This is a genomic window from Bradyrhizobium sp. AUGA SZCCT0105, assembly GCF_018129565.1.
Classification (GTDB): domain Bacteria; phylum Pseudomonadota; class Alphaproteobacteria; order Rhizobiales; family Xanthobacteraceae; genus Bradyrhizobium.
Genome location: NZ_JAFCMK010000004.1, coordinates 611,936 through 627,005, shown reverse-complemented (window position 1 = coordinate 627,005; position 15,070 = coordinate 611,936). Strand labels below are relative to the sequence as shown.

The window sequence follows — 15,070 nt, the reverse complement described above, 5'->3', positions numbered from 1 at the left end:
GATGCGGGACGGGATATTCCGGTTCCCGTGGGTAGATTAAGGTCCGACCAAGCAAAGCGCTTCATCGGGACATCAGAGGTGGAAAGAGGATGCTGGATCGGCGCGGCGGTTACGAATACGAGGATTTGCTGGCTTGCGGGCGGGGCGAGCTTTTCGGTCCCGGCAACGCCCAGTTGCCGCTGCCACCGATGCTGATGTTCGATCGCATCAGTGAGATCTCGCAAACCGGCGGCGAGTACGGCAAGGGGCTGGTGCGCGCCGAGCTCGAAGTGAAACCGGATCTCTGGTTCTTCGGCTGCCATTTCAAGAACGATCCGGTGATGCCGGGCTGTCTCGGCCTCGATGCCATGTGGCAAATGGTCGGCTTTTACCTCGGTTGGATCGGGGGCGAAGGTCGTGGCCGCGCGCTCGGCCTCGGCGAGCTGAAGTTCTCCGGACAGGTGCTGCCGCACGCGCGCAAGGTTGTGTACAACATCGATATCAAGCGCGTGATGCGGTCAAAGCTCGTGCTTGGAATTGCCGACGGGTGGCTTTCCATGGACGACGAGATTATCTATCGCGCCAAGGACTTGAAGGTCGGATTGTTCAAGCAGGGCACGGCGCCATCTTGAGCAGGATCATCATGCGGCAACATAAAGGCAGGGCGAGGCGAACATGAGGCGGGTTGTCATCACGGGGATGGGGATTGTCTCGTCCATCGGTAACAACACCCAGGAAGTGCTTGCGAGCCTCTACGAGGCAAAGTCGGGCATTTCGCGCGCGGAGAAGGCTGCTGAGCTCGGCTTCCGTTCGCAGGTGCACGGTGCGCCGACACTCAATCCCGCCGAGGTGATCGATCGCCGCGCGATGCGGTTCCTTGCCGAAGGTGCTGCGTGGAATCACGTCGCCATGGAGCAGGCGATCCGCGACTCCGGCCTCGAGGAAAATGAAGTCTCGAATATTCGCACCGGCATCATCATGGGATCCGGCGGACCGTCGACGCGCACGCTGGTGGAGGCCGCTGACATCGCGCGCGCCAAGGGCCCGAAGCGTGTTGGCCCGTTCGCTGTGCCGAAGGGAATGTCCTCGACCGCGTCGGCAACGCTCGCGACTTGGTTCAAGATTAAGGGCGTGAACTACTCGATCTCCTCGGCTTGCGCGACGTCGAACCATTGCATCGGCAATGCCTACGAGACGATCCAGATCGGCAAGCAGGACATCATCTTCGCCGGCGGCTGCGAGGAACTCGACTGGACGCTGTCGGTGCTGTTCGACGCCATGGGCGCCATGTCGTCGAAGTACAACGACACGCCGGCGACCGCCTCGCGTCCCTACGACATCAGCCGCGACGGTTTCGTGATCGCCGGTGGCGCAGGTGTCGTGGTGCTCGAAGAGCTCGAGCATGCCAAGGCGCGCGGCGCGCGGATCTACGGTGAGGTCGTCGGCTACGGCGCGACCTCGGACGGTTACGACATGGTGGCACCGTCGGGCGAGGGCGCTGAGCGCTGCATGCGCATGGCGATCTCGACGGTGGACACGCCGGTCGATTACATCAATCCGCACGCCACTTCGACGCCGGCCGGTGATCCACCGGAGATCGAGGCGATCCGCAAGGTGTTCGGCACCGGCGACAAGTGCCCGCCGATCTCGGCGACCAAGGCGCTGACCGGCCACTCGCTCGGCGCCACCGGCGTGCAGGAGGCGATCTACTCGCTGCTGATGCTGAACAACGGCTTCATCTGCGAAAGCGCGCATATCACCGAGCTCGATCCGGTGTTCGCCGACATGCCGATCGTGCGCAAGCGCATCGACAACGCCAAGCTCACGACCGTGCTGTCGAACTCGTTCGGCTTCGGCGGCACCAATGCCACGCTGGTGTTCAGGCGGCTTGATGCCTGATTTCGCCTCTCCTCGCTTGCTGAGGGAGGTCCGCAGGCAGCGAATGGGGATATTGCAACGATCCGGAATGGGGTGGGAATGATTATTGAACCGCGCGTGCGAGGCTTCATCTGCACGACGGCACATCCCGTCGGCTGCGCGACGAATGTCCGCGAACAGATCGCTTACGTTCTCAAGCAGGGCCCGGTCGCCGACTGCCCGAAACGCGTTGCCGTGCTGGGCTGCTCGACGGGCTACGGCCTCGCGAGCCGCATCGTTGCGACGTTCGCCGGCGGCGCCGACACGATCGGCGTCTCGCTGGAGCGCGAGCCGACGGAAAAGAGAAGCGCCAGCGCCGGCTGGTACAACAACCGCGCCTTCGAGATCGAGGCCCAGAAGATCGGCCGCGCGCCGCTCACGTTGGAGGGCGACGCCTTCTCCGACGAGATGAAGAAGGATTTCATCGAGCGTGTGCGCGAAAAATTCGGGCAGCTCGACTTGCTGGTCTACAGCATGGCGGCGCCGGTCCGCACCGATCCGGACACCGGCAAGACCTATCGCTCGGTCATCAAGCCGCTGGGCGCGCCGGTCGAGATCAAGACGCTCGACACCGAGACCGGCGAGGTGTTCCAGACCACCCTTGAACCGGCGAACGAGGAGCAAACCGCGGCCACGGTCGCGGTGATGGGCGGCGATGACTGGAAGCGCTGGATCGACCAGCTGGCTGACGCCGGCGTGCTGGCGCCGGGCTTCCGCACACTCAACTACACCTATATCGGCAGTGAGCTGACCTGGCCGATCTACTGGAACGGCACGCTCGGCCGCGCCAAGGTCGATCTCGACAGCAAGGCGGAAGCGATCCGGGGTCGGCTCGGCGCGGACGCCGCCCGCGTGGTCGCGCTGAAGGCCGTGGTCACCCAGGCGAGCTCGGCCATTCCGGTGGTGCCGCTCTATGGCACGGTGCTGTTCAAGGTGATGAAGCAGCTCGGGCTCCATGAGGGCTGCATCGAGCAGATCGATCGCCTGTTCCGCACCCGCCTCGGCAAGGGCGTCGAGCTTGACGACGCGCAGCGCATCCGGGTCGACGATTGGGAGCTTTCGCCCGAAGTGCAGACGGAAGTGTCGCGGCGCTGGCCGCTGCTCACCACCGAGACGCTCGGCGAGTTGGCGGACCTCGGCGAATACAAGAGCCAGTTCCTCCGCCTGTTCGGCTTCGGCATCGACGGCGTCGACTACACGCAGGACGTCGATCCTCGCGTCGTCCCGGGCTAGGCCGTTCGAAATTCGTTACTTCGTAGCCCGGATGCAGCGAAGCGAAATCCGGGACAGACGTTGACATGGAGTTAGTTTCCCGGATTTCGCTTCGCTGCATCCGGGCTACATCGCGTTACCCCACCGCAATCTTCTCCGCGCGCTGGAACGCGGGCCGCGCCACGCAGCGGTCGATATAGGCCTCGAATGACGGCCGCGGCGGCACCATCTTGAACACGCGCACCGCAAAGTTCAGCCCTGCGCCGATCGCGATGTCGGCGGCGGAGAACTGATCGCCGAGGATCCATGGCCCCTTCTGCAACTCGGCATCGAGCACGTCGAACACCTGCGCCGCGCTGCCCCATGCCGCGGTGCTGGTCGGCACCTCGAGCTTGGTGAAGAGCTGGATCAGCGCCGGCTCGATGCAGCTCGGCGAGAAGAACAGCCATTGCAGATAGCGTGCGCGCTTCGGATCGTTGGTGGCCGGCGCGAGCTTGGTTTCGGGGTAGCGGTCGGCGACATAGGCGCAGATCGCGGCGGCCTCGGCGAGCTGGGCATCGCCGTCGGTCAACGCCGGCACCTTGCCCATCGGGTTGATCTTGAGGAAGTCCGGCGACTTCTGCGCGCCGGTGCTGATATCGGTCAGCACCCGCTCGTAAGCCAGGCCGGATTCTTCCAGCAGCCAGATGGCGGAGAACGAGCGCGAGCGCGGCGACCAGTACAGCTTGATCATGGTGCGGTCCCTTTCTTCGGCATGGACGAAGAGTAGGCGAATTTCGCTCTCTTCCACCGGTAGTGCTTCATCATGAAGCCGGTGACCGGATTGGGCGCTTCCTTCTCGAACACAAAGCCTTCGCGCTCGTACCAGCGCCAGGCCTTCTCGTTCTCGCGGACGCATTTCAACCAGATCTCGTCGGGCATCTGTTGGCGCGTGAAGGCGAGCAGATGGCGTCCGAGGCTCTGGCCCTGATGGGTGGGCACGACCATCAGCTGGTCGAGCAAAAAGGTCGGCAGGTGCAGCGCCAGCATGGCGGCGATGGTGCCGTGATCGTCGGCGACAAACAGGCTCCAGCCGCCCGCGATCTCGCGCGGCAGACGGGCGCGCAGATCGTTCAGCAGACCTTCACTTGCCTGCGAGAGCCCGGTCGAGACCCAGCTGTCCATCCAGGCGCGCGCGATCGCATCAAGTTCGTCAGGACGGGCAGGGCGGATGATCGGCAGCGTCATCGTCGATCCCCTTGGCGTTCGGCACCGGCGGTGCGAAGCTGCGGACGTATAAAGGTGGAAGCCCCGCGAAGCGATCGCGGGGCTTCCAAGCCTAGAGCATCTTCGGTTCTGATTGAATCAGAACCGAAGCTCTAGATTCTTGTTTTGACGCGTTTTCTCACGCGGACCGGCGTCCACTTCGCTCGAAAACGCTCTAACGCAGTTCGTTGCGACCGGCGAGCCCGCGGCTCACACGCCGAGCGTGCCGGCCTTGGCTGCGGCATAACGCTCGGCCACGGCCTTCCAGTTCACCGTATTCCACCACGCCTTGAGGTAATCGGGCCGCCGGTTCTGGTAGGTCAGGTAATAGGCGTGCTCCCAGACGTCGTTGCCGAGCAGCGCGCGTTTACCGTCCATGATCGGATTGTCCTGGTTCGGCCGCGTCTCGATCGCGAGCTTGCCGTCCCTGGTCACGGTGACGAACACCCAGCCGGAGCCGAACACGCGCCCGCCGGCGGCGTTGAAATCGGCCTGGAGTTTTTCCAAGCCGCCGAGGTCGCGGTCGATCGCGGCGAGCACGTCGTCGTCGGGCTTGCCGCCGTTCGGTCCCATGATCTGCCAGAACATCGTGTGGTTGGCGTGGCCACCCATGTTGTTACGAACGCCGGTACGGATCGCGTCCGGCACGCTGCCGAGATTGGCGAGCACCTCGGTGACCGGCTTCTCCGCGATCTGCGGATTGTCCTTGGCGAATGTGTTGAGGTTGGTGACATAGGCTTGGTGATGCCGGTCGTGATGGATTTCCATCGTCTTGGCATCGATATGCGGCTCCAGCGCATTGGCGGGATAGGCCAGCGGTTCGATCTTGAACGGTCCGGCCGGGGCCTGTGTCGTGGCCTGCGCGAACGCGAAACGTGGCGCTGCCGCGGCCGCGGCGGTCGTAGTTGCCGCGAGCACGAGATGGCGGCGGGATATAAGTGACATCGATTCCTCCTGGCCTGTAGCTCCAGTGTCCCCGTCGACAGAGCATAGCGAGATACGCGCGAGCCACCGTATGCCGTTTCGAAGACGGTCATTGTGACGCTGCGTCGGAATCTCGCATTGTCTGACAGGGCGCTGGCCCGTTCGAACATCCCATCAAACAAAAAGGGCGGCCTTTCGGCCGCCCTTCGTCGTTTCATTTCAAACAAGCTTACTCGCCGGCAGCTTCGCGCGGGGCCGGGGCGTCGGTCTTCTGCTTGGCCTCGAGGTCCTCGCCGGTCTCCTGGTCGACCGCCTTCATCGACAGGCGGGTCTTGCCGCGATCGTCGAAGCCGAGCAGCTTGACCTTGACCTTGTCGCCTTCCTTGACGACGTCGGAGGTCTTCTGCACGCGGCTGGCCGCGAGCTGGCTGATGTGGACGAGGCCGTCCTTGGCGCCGAAGAAGTTCACGAACGCGCCGAACTCCATCACCTTGACGACGGTGCCCTCGTAGATCTGGCCGATCTCCGGATCGGAGGCGATCGACTTGATCCACTTGATCGCAGCCTTCATCGCCTCGCCGTCGTTGGAGGCGACCTTCACGGTGCCGTCGTCCTCGATGTTGACCTTGGCGCCGGTCTTCTCGACGATCTCGCGGATCACCTTGCCGCCGGTGCCGATCACTTCGCGGATCTTGTCGGTGGCGATCTTGAAGGTCTCGATGCGCGGCGCGTATTCGCCGAGCTCGGCACGCGCCGCGGTCAGGGCCTTGGACATCTCACCCAGGATGTGGATGCGTCCTTCCTTGGCCTGGCCGAGCGCCACCTTCATGATCTCCTCGGTGATGCCCTCGATCTTGATGTCCATCTGGAGCGAGGTGATGCCCTGGTCGGTGCCGGCGACCTTGAAGTCCATGTCGCCGAGATGATCCTCGTCGCCGAGGATGTCCGACAGCACCGCGAAGCGCTGACCTTCGAGGATCAGGCCCATGGCGATACCGGCGGTCGGCCGCTTCAGCGGCACGCCGGCGTCCATCAGCGACAGCGAGGCGCCGCAGACCGAGGCCATCGAGGACGAGCCGTTCGACTCGGTGATCTCGGAGACCACGCGGATCGTGTACGGGAACTCGTGATGCGGCGGCAGCACCGGGTGGATCGCGCGCCAGGCGAGCTTGCCGTGGCCGATCTCGCGGCGCTTGGTGCCGCCGAGGCGGCCGGTCTCACCGACCGAGTAGGGCGGGAAGTTGTAGTGCAGCAGGAACGTTTCCTTGTACGTCCCCGACAGCGCGTCGATGTACTGCTCGTCCTCGCCGGTGCCGAGCGTGGTCACCACCACCGCCTGGGTCTCGCCGCGAGTGAACAGCGCCGAGCCGTGGGCGCGCGGCAGCACGCCGGCTTCGGCGACGATGTTGCGCACGGTCTTCGCGTCACGGCCGTCGATGCGCTTGCCGGTGTCGAGGATGTTCCAGCGAACGATCTTGGCTTCCAGTTCCTTGAACACGCCGGCGACGCGGAGCTTGTCGTATTTCGGCTCCTGGCCTTCCGGGAAGAAGTGCGCGAGCACCTTCTCCTTGACGGCACCGACCGCGGCATAGCGTTCCTGCTTGACCGGGATCGCGTAGGCCTTGCGGAGATCCTGCTCGGCAATGCCAAGCATCTCCTTCTCGATCTCCGAATTGTCGATCGTGGTGACTTCGCGCGGCTCCTTGGCAGCCTTCTCGGCGAGCTCGATGATCGCGTTGATGACCGGCTGGAAGTGGCGGTGGCCGAACATGACCGCGCCGAGCATCACGTCTTCGTTGAGCTCCTTGGCTTCCGATTCCACCATCAGCACGGCGTCGGCCGTGCCGGCGACGACGAGATCGAGCTGGGTCTCGGTCATCTCGTCGAGCGTCGGGTTGAGCACGTATTCATCATTGGCGAAGCCGACGCGCGCGGCGCCGATCGGGCCCTTGAACGGCGCGCCCGACAGCGTCAGGGCGGCGGAGGCGGCGACCAGCGACACGATGTCCGGATCGTTCTCCATGTCGTGCGACAGGACGGTGACGATCACCTGGGTCTCGTTGCGCCAGCCGTCGACGAACAGCGGACGGATCGGGCGGTCGATCAGACGGGAGACCAGCGTCTCCTTCTCGGTCGGACGGCCTTCGCGCTTGAAATAGCCGCCGGGAATGCGGCCCGCGGCATAGGTCTTCTCCTGGTAGTCGACCGTGAGCGGCAGGAAGTCGACGCCTTCGCGCGGCGTCTTCGCGGCGACGACGGTGGCGAGCACCACGGTCTCGCCGTAGGTGGCCATCACGGCGCCGTCGGCCTGGCGGGCGATCTTGCCGGTTTCAAGTTTGAGGGGACGTCCACCCCAGTCGATCTCGACGGAATGCGAATTGAACATTTCGGTTTTCTTTCATGGTTTCACGAAAGCACGGCGCCCTGAAACACAAAGACCATGCCAAGACGGCGAGACACTGATGCGCTGCTGCGGTCAGCATCCGGCGATCCTGCCATGGTCCCTGGATTTCGGATGGCGTCCATCCTTTCGGTCATCTGGGCATCTTGCCCGGTCCAGCGGCCGGATTGCTGCTGGACGCTAGTGTGCATGGCGCGATGGCCATGCTGTTGCGCATGATCATCTTTCGACAATTCGAAAGCCCGATTTCACGGACGACCATACGAAAACGCGCGCGAACCTCGCGCGCGTGCTTCTCAAATCAACGACGGATGTTGTGCTTCTCGAGCAGCGCCTTGTAGCGCGCCTCGTCCTTGCGCTTGATGTAGTCAAGCAGGGAGCGACGCGTCGACACCAGCTTCAGGAGGCCGCGGCGTGAATGGTTGTCCTTCACATGGCTCTTGAAGTGCTCGGTGAGGTTATTGATGCGTTCCGACAGGATCGCGACCTGAACCTCGGGCGAGCCGGTGTCGCCGGCTTTGTTGGCATTCGTCTTGATGACTTCCGCTTTGCGTTCGGCGGTAATCGACATCGTCAGTTACTTTCGTTGTTGCGAGCCGGACTGGCAGTCAGTCCGTTCAGGTTGAACACGCGCTTGGGGATGAGTTCGCCATTGCCAATCTCGGCAAGCGCGAGAAGTCGGCCTGCCACCGTGACATAGACTGTGCCGCTGGTATTGGGCGCATCCCGTCCGCGCAACAAAACGGCCTGGCCCCGGTGGAGCCTTGCCGCATCAGCCCGTGTGACGGCCAGTGCCGGGATGTCGTCCAGCGCGGTCTCAACGGGCAAAAGCGCGTCGGCGAGGCTGCCCTCGCCAGACGCGGCTCTATTGCATAAAGCCTCCAACTGTTCCAGCGGAATCATGTCCCGCTCGGTAAACGGACCGACCAGGGTCCGCCGCAGGGCGCAGATATGGCCGAAACAGCCCAGAATCCGGCCCATATCGCGGGCCAGGGCTCGGACATAGGTTCCCTTGCCGCACTCGGCCTCGAACACGGATTGTCCGTTATCTCCGTGTTCTACAAGGGTTAATTCGTGAATCTCGACCGGACGGGGCTTCAGTTCCACGGTCTCGCCGTCGCGTGCCAGATCATAGGCCCGCTCACCCTGCACCTTGATGGCCGAATATTGCGGCGGGATCTGCTCGATCACCCCGGTGAAGCGCGGCAGCAATTGGCGGATCGAATCGGCGGTCGGCCGGCTCTCGCTGGTCCTGACCGGCCGTCCCTCGGTGTCGTCGGTGTCGCGCTCCTCGCCCCAGCTGACCGTGAAGCGGTAGCGCTTGCGGCCGTCCATCACGAACGGCACCGTCTTGGTGGCCTCGCCCAGCGCGATCGGCAGGCCGCCGGAGGCGAGCGGATCGAGCGTGCCCGCATGGCCGGCGCGCTTGGCCTGGAACAGGCGCTTGAGCACGGCAACGGCCTGTGTCGAGGTCATCCCGATCGGCTTGTCGAGCACCACCCAGCCATGGACGTCGCGCTTGTCGCGGCGCGGCTGCTGGTTCTGCCTGCCGTGCTTCTGGCGCGGGTCGTTGTTGGTGCGGCGCGTATCGTCGGTGCGCGGCCCGGCAAAAGCATCCCGCTCAGCGTCGCGCGCATCGGCATCCTTCGCGTCGATCACGCTGTTGGTCGTCATCACAGTCATCACTCGTCGTCCGAATCGGGTGCAAGGTCTCGCTGCACCGCAGGTGTCCGCAGTAGTTTCTCGATGCGCTCCGCCTCGTCGAATCGCTCATCGACGCGGAAGCGAATGTCGGGTGCAAATTTCAGGTTGACGCGATGCGCGATCTCGCCGCGAAGGAACTTCTTGTTGCGCTCGAGCGCTGATATCACCGCGCCGGTGTCGCGTCCGCCGAGCGGCATCACGTAGACCGTGGCGAGCTTCAGGTCCGGCGACATGCGCACCTCGGGAACGGTGATGATGTGGCCTTCCAGATCGGGATCGTGAACCTGACCCTGTGACAGAATCTCGGCAACCGCATGGCGAACCGTTTCGCCGACGCGCAGCTGACGTTGCGATCCGCCGGGGCTGGAACTCTTCTTTTGACGGGGCATGACCTTCTTCCAAAACCGTCGCGCCCGCCGGCCTTGGCCGCGGGCATCAATGTCTAGCTTTGCTTTCAATCGGACGATGCGCCGGTGGCCGGACTAAAAGTCCGGCCACGTCGTCGCATTTTCAGTTAAATGGACCCAACGCTTAGTAAGATCTGCGCTTCGTAAGATTTGGACTTACAGAGAGCGCTGGATCGTCTCGATGCGGTAACATTCGATCACGTCGCCGACACGCATGTCGCCGTAGTTCTCGAATGCCATGCCACACTCCTGGCCGGCGACCACTTCCTTCACTTCATCCTTGAAGCGCTTCAGCGTCGACAGCTTGCCTTCGTGCACCACGACGTTGTCGCGGATCAGGCGAACATTGGCGCCGCGTTCCACGGTGCCGTCGGTGACGCGGCAACCCGCGACCTTGCCGACCTTGGAAATGTTGAACACTTCCAGGATCTGCGCGTTGCCCAGCATGGTTTCGCGCAGCGTGGGCGCGAGCAGGCCGGACATCGCCTTTTTGATGTCATCCACGAGGTCGTAGATGATGTTGTAGTAGCGGATCTCGATGCCGTTGCGCTTGGCTGCGGCCGCCGCTTCCTTGTTGGCGCGGACCGAGAAGCCGATGATCGCGGCGTTGAAGCCTTCCGCGAGCGTGACGTCGGACTCCGAGATGCCGCCGACGCCGGCATGCAGGATGCGGGCGGCGACTTCGTCGGTGCCGAGCTTCTCGAGCGAACCCAGGATCGCTTCCAGCGAGCCCTGCACGTCGGCCTTGACGATCAGCGGGAACTCCTTGCGGCCCGCGGTCTTGAGCTGCGACATCATCTGCTCGAGCGAGCCGCGCATGCCGGAGATCGAGGCAGCCGCGTTCTCGCGCTTCTGGTGCGCACGGTAGCTCGTGACCTGGCGGGCGCGGGCTTCGTTCTCGACGACAGCGAGACGGTCGCCGGCTTCCGGCGGACCGTTGAAGCCGAGCACCTCGACCGGCACCGACGGGCCGGCCTCGTCGAGATTCTCGCCCTGGTCGGAGATCAAGGCGCGGACGCGGCCCATCTCGGCACCGGCCACGATGATGTCGCCGATCCGCAGCGTGCCGCGCTGCACCAGCACGGTCGCGACCGGACCGCGGCCACGATCGAGCTTGGCTTCGATCACGGTGCCTTCCGCCGGACGCTGCGAATTGGTCTTCAGGTCGAGGATTTCAGCCTGCAGCGCGATCATCTCGAGCAGCCGGTCGAGATTGGTCTTGTTCTTGGCCGAGACCTCGACGTCGACGACGTCGCCGCCGAGCGATTCGACCTGCACCTCGTACTGCAGCAATTCGGTGCGCACGCGCTCCGGCCGCGCATCGGGCTTGTCGATCTTGTTGATCGCCACGATCATCGGCACCTTGGCCGCCTTGGCGTGGTTGATCGCCTCGATCGTCTGCGGCATCACGCCGTCATCGGCCGCGACCACCAGCACGACGATGTCGGTGACCTTGGCGCCGCGGGCGCGCATCGCGGTGAACGCGGCGTGGCCTGGCGTATCGATGAAGGTGATCTTCTTGCCGCTTTCCGGCGAAGTCACCTGATAGGCACCGATGTGCTGGGTGATACCGCCGGCTTCGCCCGACACCACGTTGGCGTGGCGCAGCGCGTCGAGCAGCGAGGTCTTGCCGTGGTCGACGTGACCCATGACGGTGACCACGGGCGAACGCGGCTCGGTGTCGGTGGAATTGTCGACGACGTCGAACAGGCCTTCCTCAACGTCGGATGCGGCGACGCGCTTGACGCTATGGCCGAGTTCTTCGGCGATCAGTTGCGCCGTGTCGGCATCGATCACGTCGGTGATCTTGTGCATCGCGCCCTGCTTCATCAGCATGCGGATGACGTCGACCGCGCGCTCCGACATGCGGTTCGCGAGTTCCTGGATCGTGATCGCTTCCGGAATGACGACTTCGCGGATCAGCTTTTCCTTCTGCTCGTTCGCGGCGTGACCCTTCAGACGCTGGGTACGGCGGCGGAACGAGGCGATCGAGCGCTCGCGGACGTCGTCGGCGGTGAGCGCCGTGACGACCGTGAGTCGTCCGCGCTGCTTCTGCGGGCCGGGCTTCTGGGTGGCCTTCGGGGCCGCAACGGGACGCACGGCGCCGCCGGGACGGCGCACCAGGCGCGGACCTTCGTCTTCGTCCGTCGCATCTGCGGCAACCCCCGGGGGCCTCGGCGCGACCGGTGTGCGCGCAGGCGTTGTGGTCGTGGTGCGGGCTGCCGGCGCCCGGGCTGCCGGAGCAGACGCGGGTGCGGCCGTGGCAGGCCTGGCCGGTGCAGCGGCAGGCGCCGCGCCGGGCTTGGCTTCGCCCTCGCCGAAGCGGCGCTTGGCCTCGACTTCGGCCTTGCGCTTGGCCTCTTCCTCGTGGCGGTGGCGTTCCTCTTCCGCCTTGCGGCGGGCCTCGGCGGCCTCGCGCTCGACCTTCTCGGCAGCCTCGCGGACGGCGCGACGCTTGGCTTCCTCTTCGGCTTGACGACGCTCCTCGATGTCGCGCTGACGGGCGTCGGCAAGCGCGCTGGCGCGCGCGGAACGCTCGTCTTCAGTCAGGGTCGGCAGCACCACGCCGGAGCGGGTGTTGCGCTGTTGCTGGCCGGAAGGCGGACCCGAGGGGCGGCCCTGCGGCGGCCTCGGGGCGGGCGCCACCGGCTTTGCAACCACGGGTTCCGGCGCATGCGCCTCGCCGGGGCCATCGCCACCGACGCGACGCTTGCCGCGTTTCTCGACCACGACCTGCTTGGTCCGGCCGTGGCTGAAGCTCTGGCGCACGGTGCCCGTCTCGACGCGCGGCTTCAGCGACAACGTCTTGCTCGGGACACTCAGAGTCTTGTCGCCAGGGGTCTTGGTATCAACCATTCAGCAGTCCTAATCTCGTTTCGCTGTGCGTATGCCGCACAAATCCTTCAACTGTCGTCGTTTGCTGAGCATGATCCGGTCGGAATGACGGCGTCCGCCTTCCTGGATCAGGCTCTGGAATTTCTGGCCGCTTCGGCGGTCTTGTCGTCGTCGGCCATCCGGTATCGGACCAGCAACTGGCAGCGCGACAGGAACGTCTTGCTCGCCGGGCCCGCGAGCAGCGCAGCATGTATCACATTTGACCGCCCAAGTGCCAAATCCAATTCTTCCGACGTCAAAACATTGACGACGGCGATTACCGGCGATTCACCACGTTTTTCGCCCCTTTGCCTGACGATCGCGTCCAATTTGCGGATTCCGTCCGCTGCGCCGTCCGAAGCGTGGATCAGGGCTGCGGTTTCGTTCCGGTTGAGTGCGTCCTCGACCTTGCCGAAGCCCGCGACGACCTGCCCGGCCTTGGCGGCCATCGCCAGGGCCTCGGTGACGCTGCGGACCAGGAGGGCGTCGGTGTCGGCGGGAAGGGTCGGCGCGACGCGGACATCGCGCTTGAATCCCTTGCTAAATTGGTGACGACGGACCGCTTCCGCAACGCTGCGCCGCGATGCGGAAACCCACATTCCGCGGCCCGGCAGCTTGCGCTTGAGATCCGGGATCACCTCGCCCGTGGGCGCGATGACGAACCGGATCAGTTCGTCGATCGGACGCACCTCGCGGCTGACCGCGCACATCCGCGTGGTCGCGGACTTCTGTGTCCGCGGCCCATCGTCGAGATCGGGGTCAGCCTGAGCGAGCATCCGTGGGGCATCTCCCTACGACGCCGTTTCTGCTTCGGCGGCCTCGGCCTCCTCAGCAGGCTTGGCAAGGTCGGCCTCGGTGATCCAGCCGGCCTTCAGACGGGCCTGCATGATCAAGGCCTCGGCCTCGTCGCGCGAGACCTCGATGCCATCGAGGAACCCGGCATGCTTGGTCGGCTCGCCGCCTTCCTTGCGCTCGGTCCAGCCGACCAGATCGTCGGTGGCACAGCCGGCCAGATCCTCGACGGTCTTCACGTCGTTCTCGCCGAGCTTCACCAGCATCTTGCCGGTGACGCCGGGCACGTCCTTCATGGCGTCCTCGACGCCGAGTTCCTTGCGCTTGGCCTCGAGTTCAGCCTCAAGCTGCTCCAGATATTCGCGGGCGCGGGTCTGCAGCTCGGTGGCGGTCTCTTCGTCGAAACCTTCGATACCGGCGAGTTCCTTGACATCGACCAGCGCGAGTTCCTCGACCGAGGTGAAGCCTTCGGAGGCGAGCAGCTGGCCGACCACCTCGTCGACATTGAGCGCTTCCATGAACACGCGGGTCGAGTTCTCGAAGTCGGCCTGGCGGCGCTCCGACTCTTCCTGTTCGGTCAGGATGTCGATGTCCCAGCCGGTCAGCTGCGAGGCGAGACGGACGTTCTGGCCGCGGCGGCCGATCGCCAGCGAGAGCTGGTTGTTGGTGTCGGGAACCACGACCTCGATGCGCTCGCGGTCTTCGTCGATCACGACCTTGGCGACTTCAGCCGGCGCCAGCGCGTTGACGACGAAGGTCGCAATGTCGGGCGACCACGGGATGATGTCGATCTTCTCGCCCTGCAGCTCGTTCACCACGGCCTGGACGCGCGAGCCGCGCATGCCGACGCAGGCGCCGACCGGGTCGACCGAGGAATCGCGCGAGATCACGCCGATCTTGGCGCGCGAGCCGGGATCGCGGGCCACCGCCTTGATCTCGACGATGCCGTCGTAGATCTCGGGCACTTCCTGCGCGAACAGCTTCGCCATGAACTGCGGATGGGTGCGCGACAGGAAGATCTGCGGACCGCGCGTCTCGCGGCGGACGTCGAAGATATAGGCGCGGACGCGGTCGCCGTTGCGGAACACTTCGCGCGGCAGCATCTCGTCGCGGCGCACGATCGCTTCGCCACGGCCGAGATCGACGATCACGCTGCCGTATTCGACGCGCTTGACGATGCCGTTGACGATGTCGCCGATGCGGTCCTTGAATTCCTGGTACTGCCGGTCGCGTTCGGCCTCGCGCACCTTCTGCACGATCACCTGCTTGGCGGATTGCGCGGCGATACGGCCATATTCCAGCGGCGGCAGCGTGTCGGCGATGGTGTCGCCGACCTGGGCGCCCGGATTGGCGCGCTGCGCATCATGCAGCGAAATCTGGTTCGACGAGTTCTCGACGACATCGACCACCAGCATGTGGCGGGTCAATCGCAGCTCGCCCTTCTTGGCGTCGATCTCGGCATGGACGTCGGTCTCGCTGCCGTAGCGGGCACGCGCCGCCTTGGCGATGGCGTCTTCCATCGCCGCGATCACGATGGAGCGGTCGATCGACTTTTCGCGCGCAACTGCGTCTGCGATCTGCAGCAGTTCGAGTTTGTTGGCGCTGACTGCCATGG

13 protein-coding genes are annotated in these 15,070 nt (G+C 64.7%); 3 read left to right on the top strand and 10 right to left on the bottom strand.

From position 1 onward, the window contains the following. Positions 1–89 precede the first annotated feature (89 nt). The 3 genes from fabA (at position 90) to fabV (ending at position 3,129) form a co-directional block, all read left to right on the top strand. The gene (gene fabA, locus JQ573_RS22520) at positions 90–611 is read left to right on the top strand and encodes a 3-hydroxyacyl-[acyl-carrier-protein] dehydratase FabA (protein ID WP_028343922.1); all 522 of its coding nucleotides are present in this window, start codon (positions 90–92) and stop codon (positions 609–611) included. 43 nt (positions 612–654) lie between these two features. Then, entirely contained in the window at positions 655–1,878 is a 1,224-nt protein-coding gene (gene fabB, locus JQ573_RS22515; protein ID WP_212312483.1) for a beta-ketoacyl-ACP synthase I, read from the top strand. Positions 1,879–1,956: 78 nt separating this feature from the next. Continuing rightward, the gene (fabV, locus tag JQ573_RS22510) at positions 1,957–3,129 is read left to right on the top strand and encodes an enoyl-ACP reductase FabV (protein ID WP_212312481.1); all 1,173 of its coding nucleotides are present in this window, start codon (positions 1,957–1,959) and stop codon (positions 3,127–3,129) included. A 115-nt stretch (positions 3,130–3,244) separates the two neighbouring features. On the opposite strand, the gene JQ573_RS22505 is transcribed toward fabV, so the two are convergent. The 10 genes from JQ573_RS22505 to nusA all read right to left on the bottom strand — a co-directional run bounded on the left by JQ573_RS22505 (position 3,245) and on the right by nusA (position 15,068). Continuing rightward, positions 3,245–3,841: a glutathione S-transferase family protein gene (locus JQ573_RS22505; RefSeq protein WP_212312479.1), complete on the bottom strand. Its 597-nt coding sequence runs from the start codon at positions 3,839–3,841 to the stop codon at positions 3,245–3,247. Then, complete coding sequence (locus JQ573_RS22500) at positions 3,838–4,335, bottom strand: GNAT family N-acetyltransferase (protein ID WP_212312471.1); 498 nt, start codon at positions 4,333–4,335, stop codon at positions 3,838–3,840. Before JQ573_RS22500 ends, JQ573_RS22505 begins: the two co-directional genes overlap by 4 nt. A gap of 228 nt (positions 4,336–4,563) precedes the next feature. Further along, positions 4,564–5,298 carry a superoxide dismutase gene (locus JQ573_RS22495; protein ID WP_249132092.1) on the bottom strand — a complete coding sequence of 245 codons (735 nt, stop codon included), beginning with the start codon at positions 5,296–5,298 and terminating at the stop codon, positions 4,564–4,566. Positions 5,299–5,506: 208 nt separating this feature from the next. Then, complete coding sequence (gene pnp, locus JQ573_RS22490; protein ID WP_212312469.1) at positions 5,507–7,663, bottom strand: polyribonucleotide nucleotidyltransferase; 2,157 nt, start codon at positions 7,661–7,663, stop codon at positions 5,507–5,509. Between the two features lie 316 nt (positions 7,664–7,979). Beyond that, on the bottom strand, positions 7,980–8,249 hold the full coding sequence (rpsO, locus tag JQ573_RS22485) for a 30S ribosomal protein S15 (protein ID WP_016844725.1): 270 nt from the start codon (positions 8,247–8,249) through the stop codon (positions 7,980–7,982). 2 nt (positions 8,250–8,251) lie between these two features. Then, positions 8,252–9,361 (bottom strand): tRNA pseudouridine(55) synthase TruB, encoded by a 1,110-nt coding sequence (gene truB / locus JQ573_RS22480; RefSeq protein WP_212312461.1) that lies wholly within the window; start codon positions 9,359–9,361, stop codon positions 8,252–8,254. Continuing rightward, entirely contained in the window at positions 9,361–9,771 is a 411-nt protein-coding gene (rbfA, locus tag JQ573_RS22475) for a 30S ribosome-binding factor RbfA (protein WP_212312459.1), read from the bottom strand. Before rbfA ends, truB begins: the two co-directional genes overlap by 1 nt. A 174-nt stretch (positions 9,772–9,945) precedes the next feature. After that, a complete protein-coding gene (gene infB, locus JQ573_RS22470) occupies positions 9,946–12,645 on the bottom strand; it encodes a translation initiation factor IF-2 (RefSeq protein ID WP_212312457.1) in 2,700 nt (899 codons plus the stop codon). Positions 12,646–12,752: 107 nt separating this feature from the next. Then, positions 12,753–13,439, bottom strand: a complete 687-nt coding sequence (locus JQ573_RS22465; RefSeq protein WP_092120687.1) for an RNA-binding protein — start codon at positions 13,437–13,439, stop codon at positions 12,753–12,755. A 15-nt stretch (positions 13,440–13,454) separates the two neighbouring features. Then, positions 13,455–15,068 (bottom strand): transcription termination factor NusA, encoded by a 1,614-nt coding sequence (nusA, locus tag JQ573_RS22460; protein WP_207834312.1) that lies wholly within the window; start codon positions 15,066–15,068, stop codon positions 13,455–13,457. Positions 15,069–15,070: the final 2 nt, after the last annotated feature.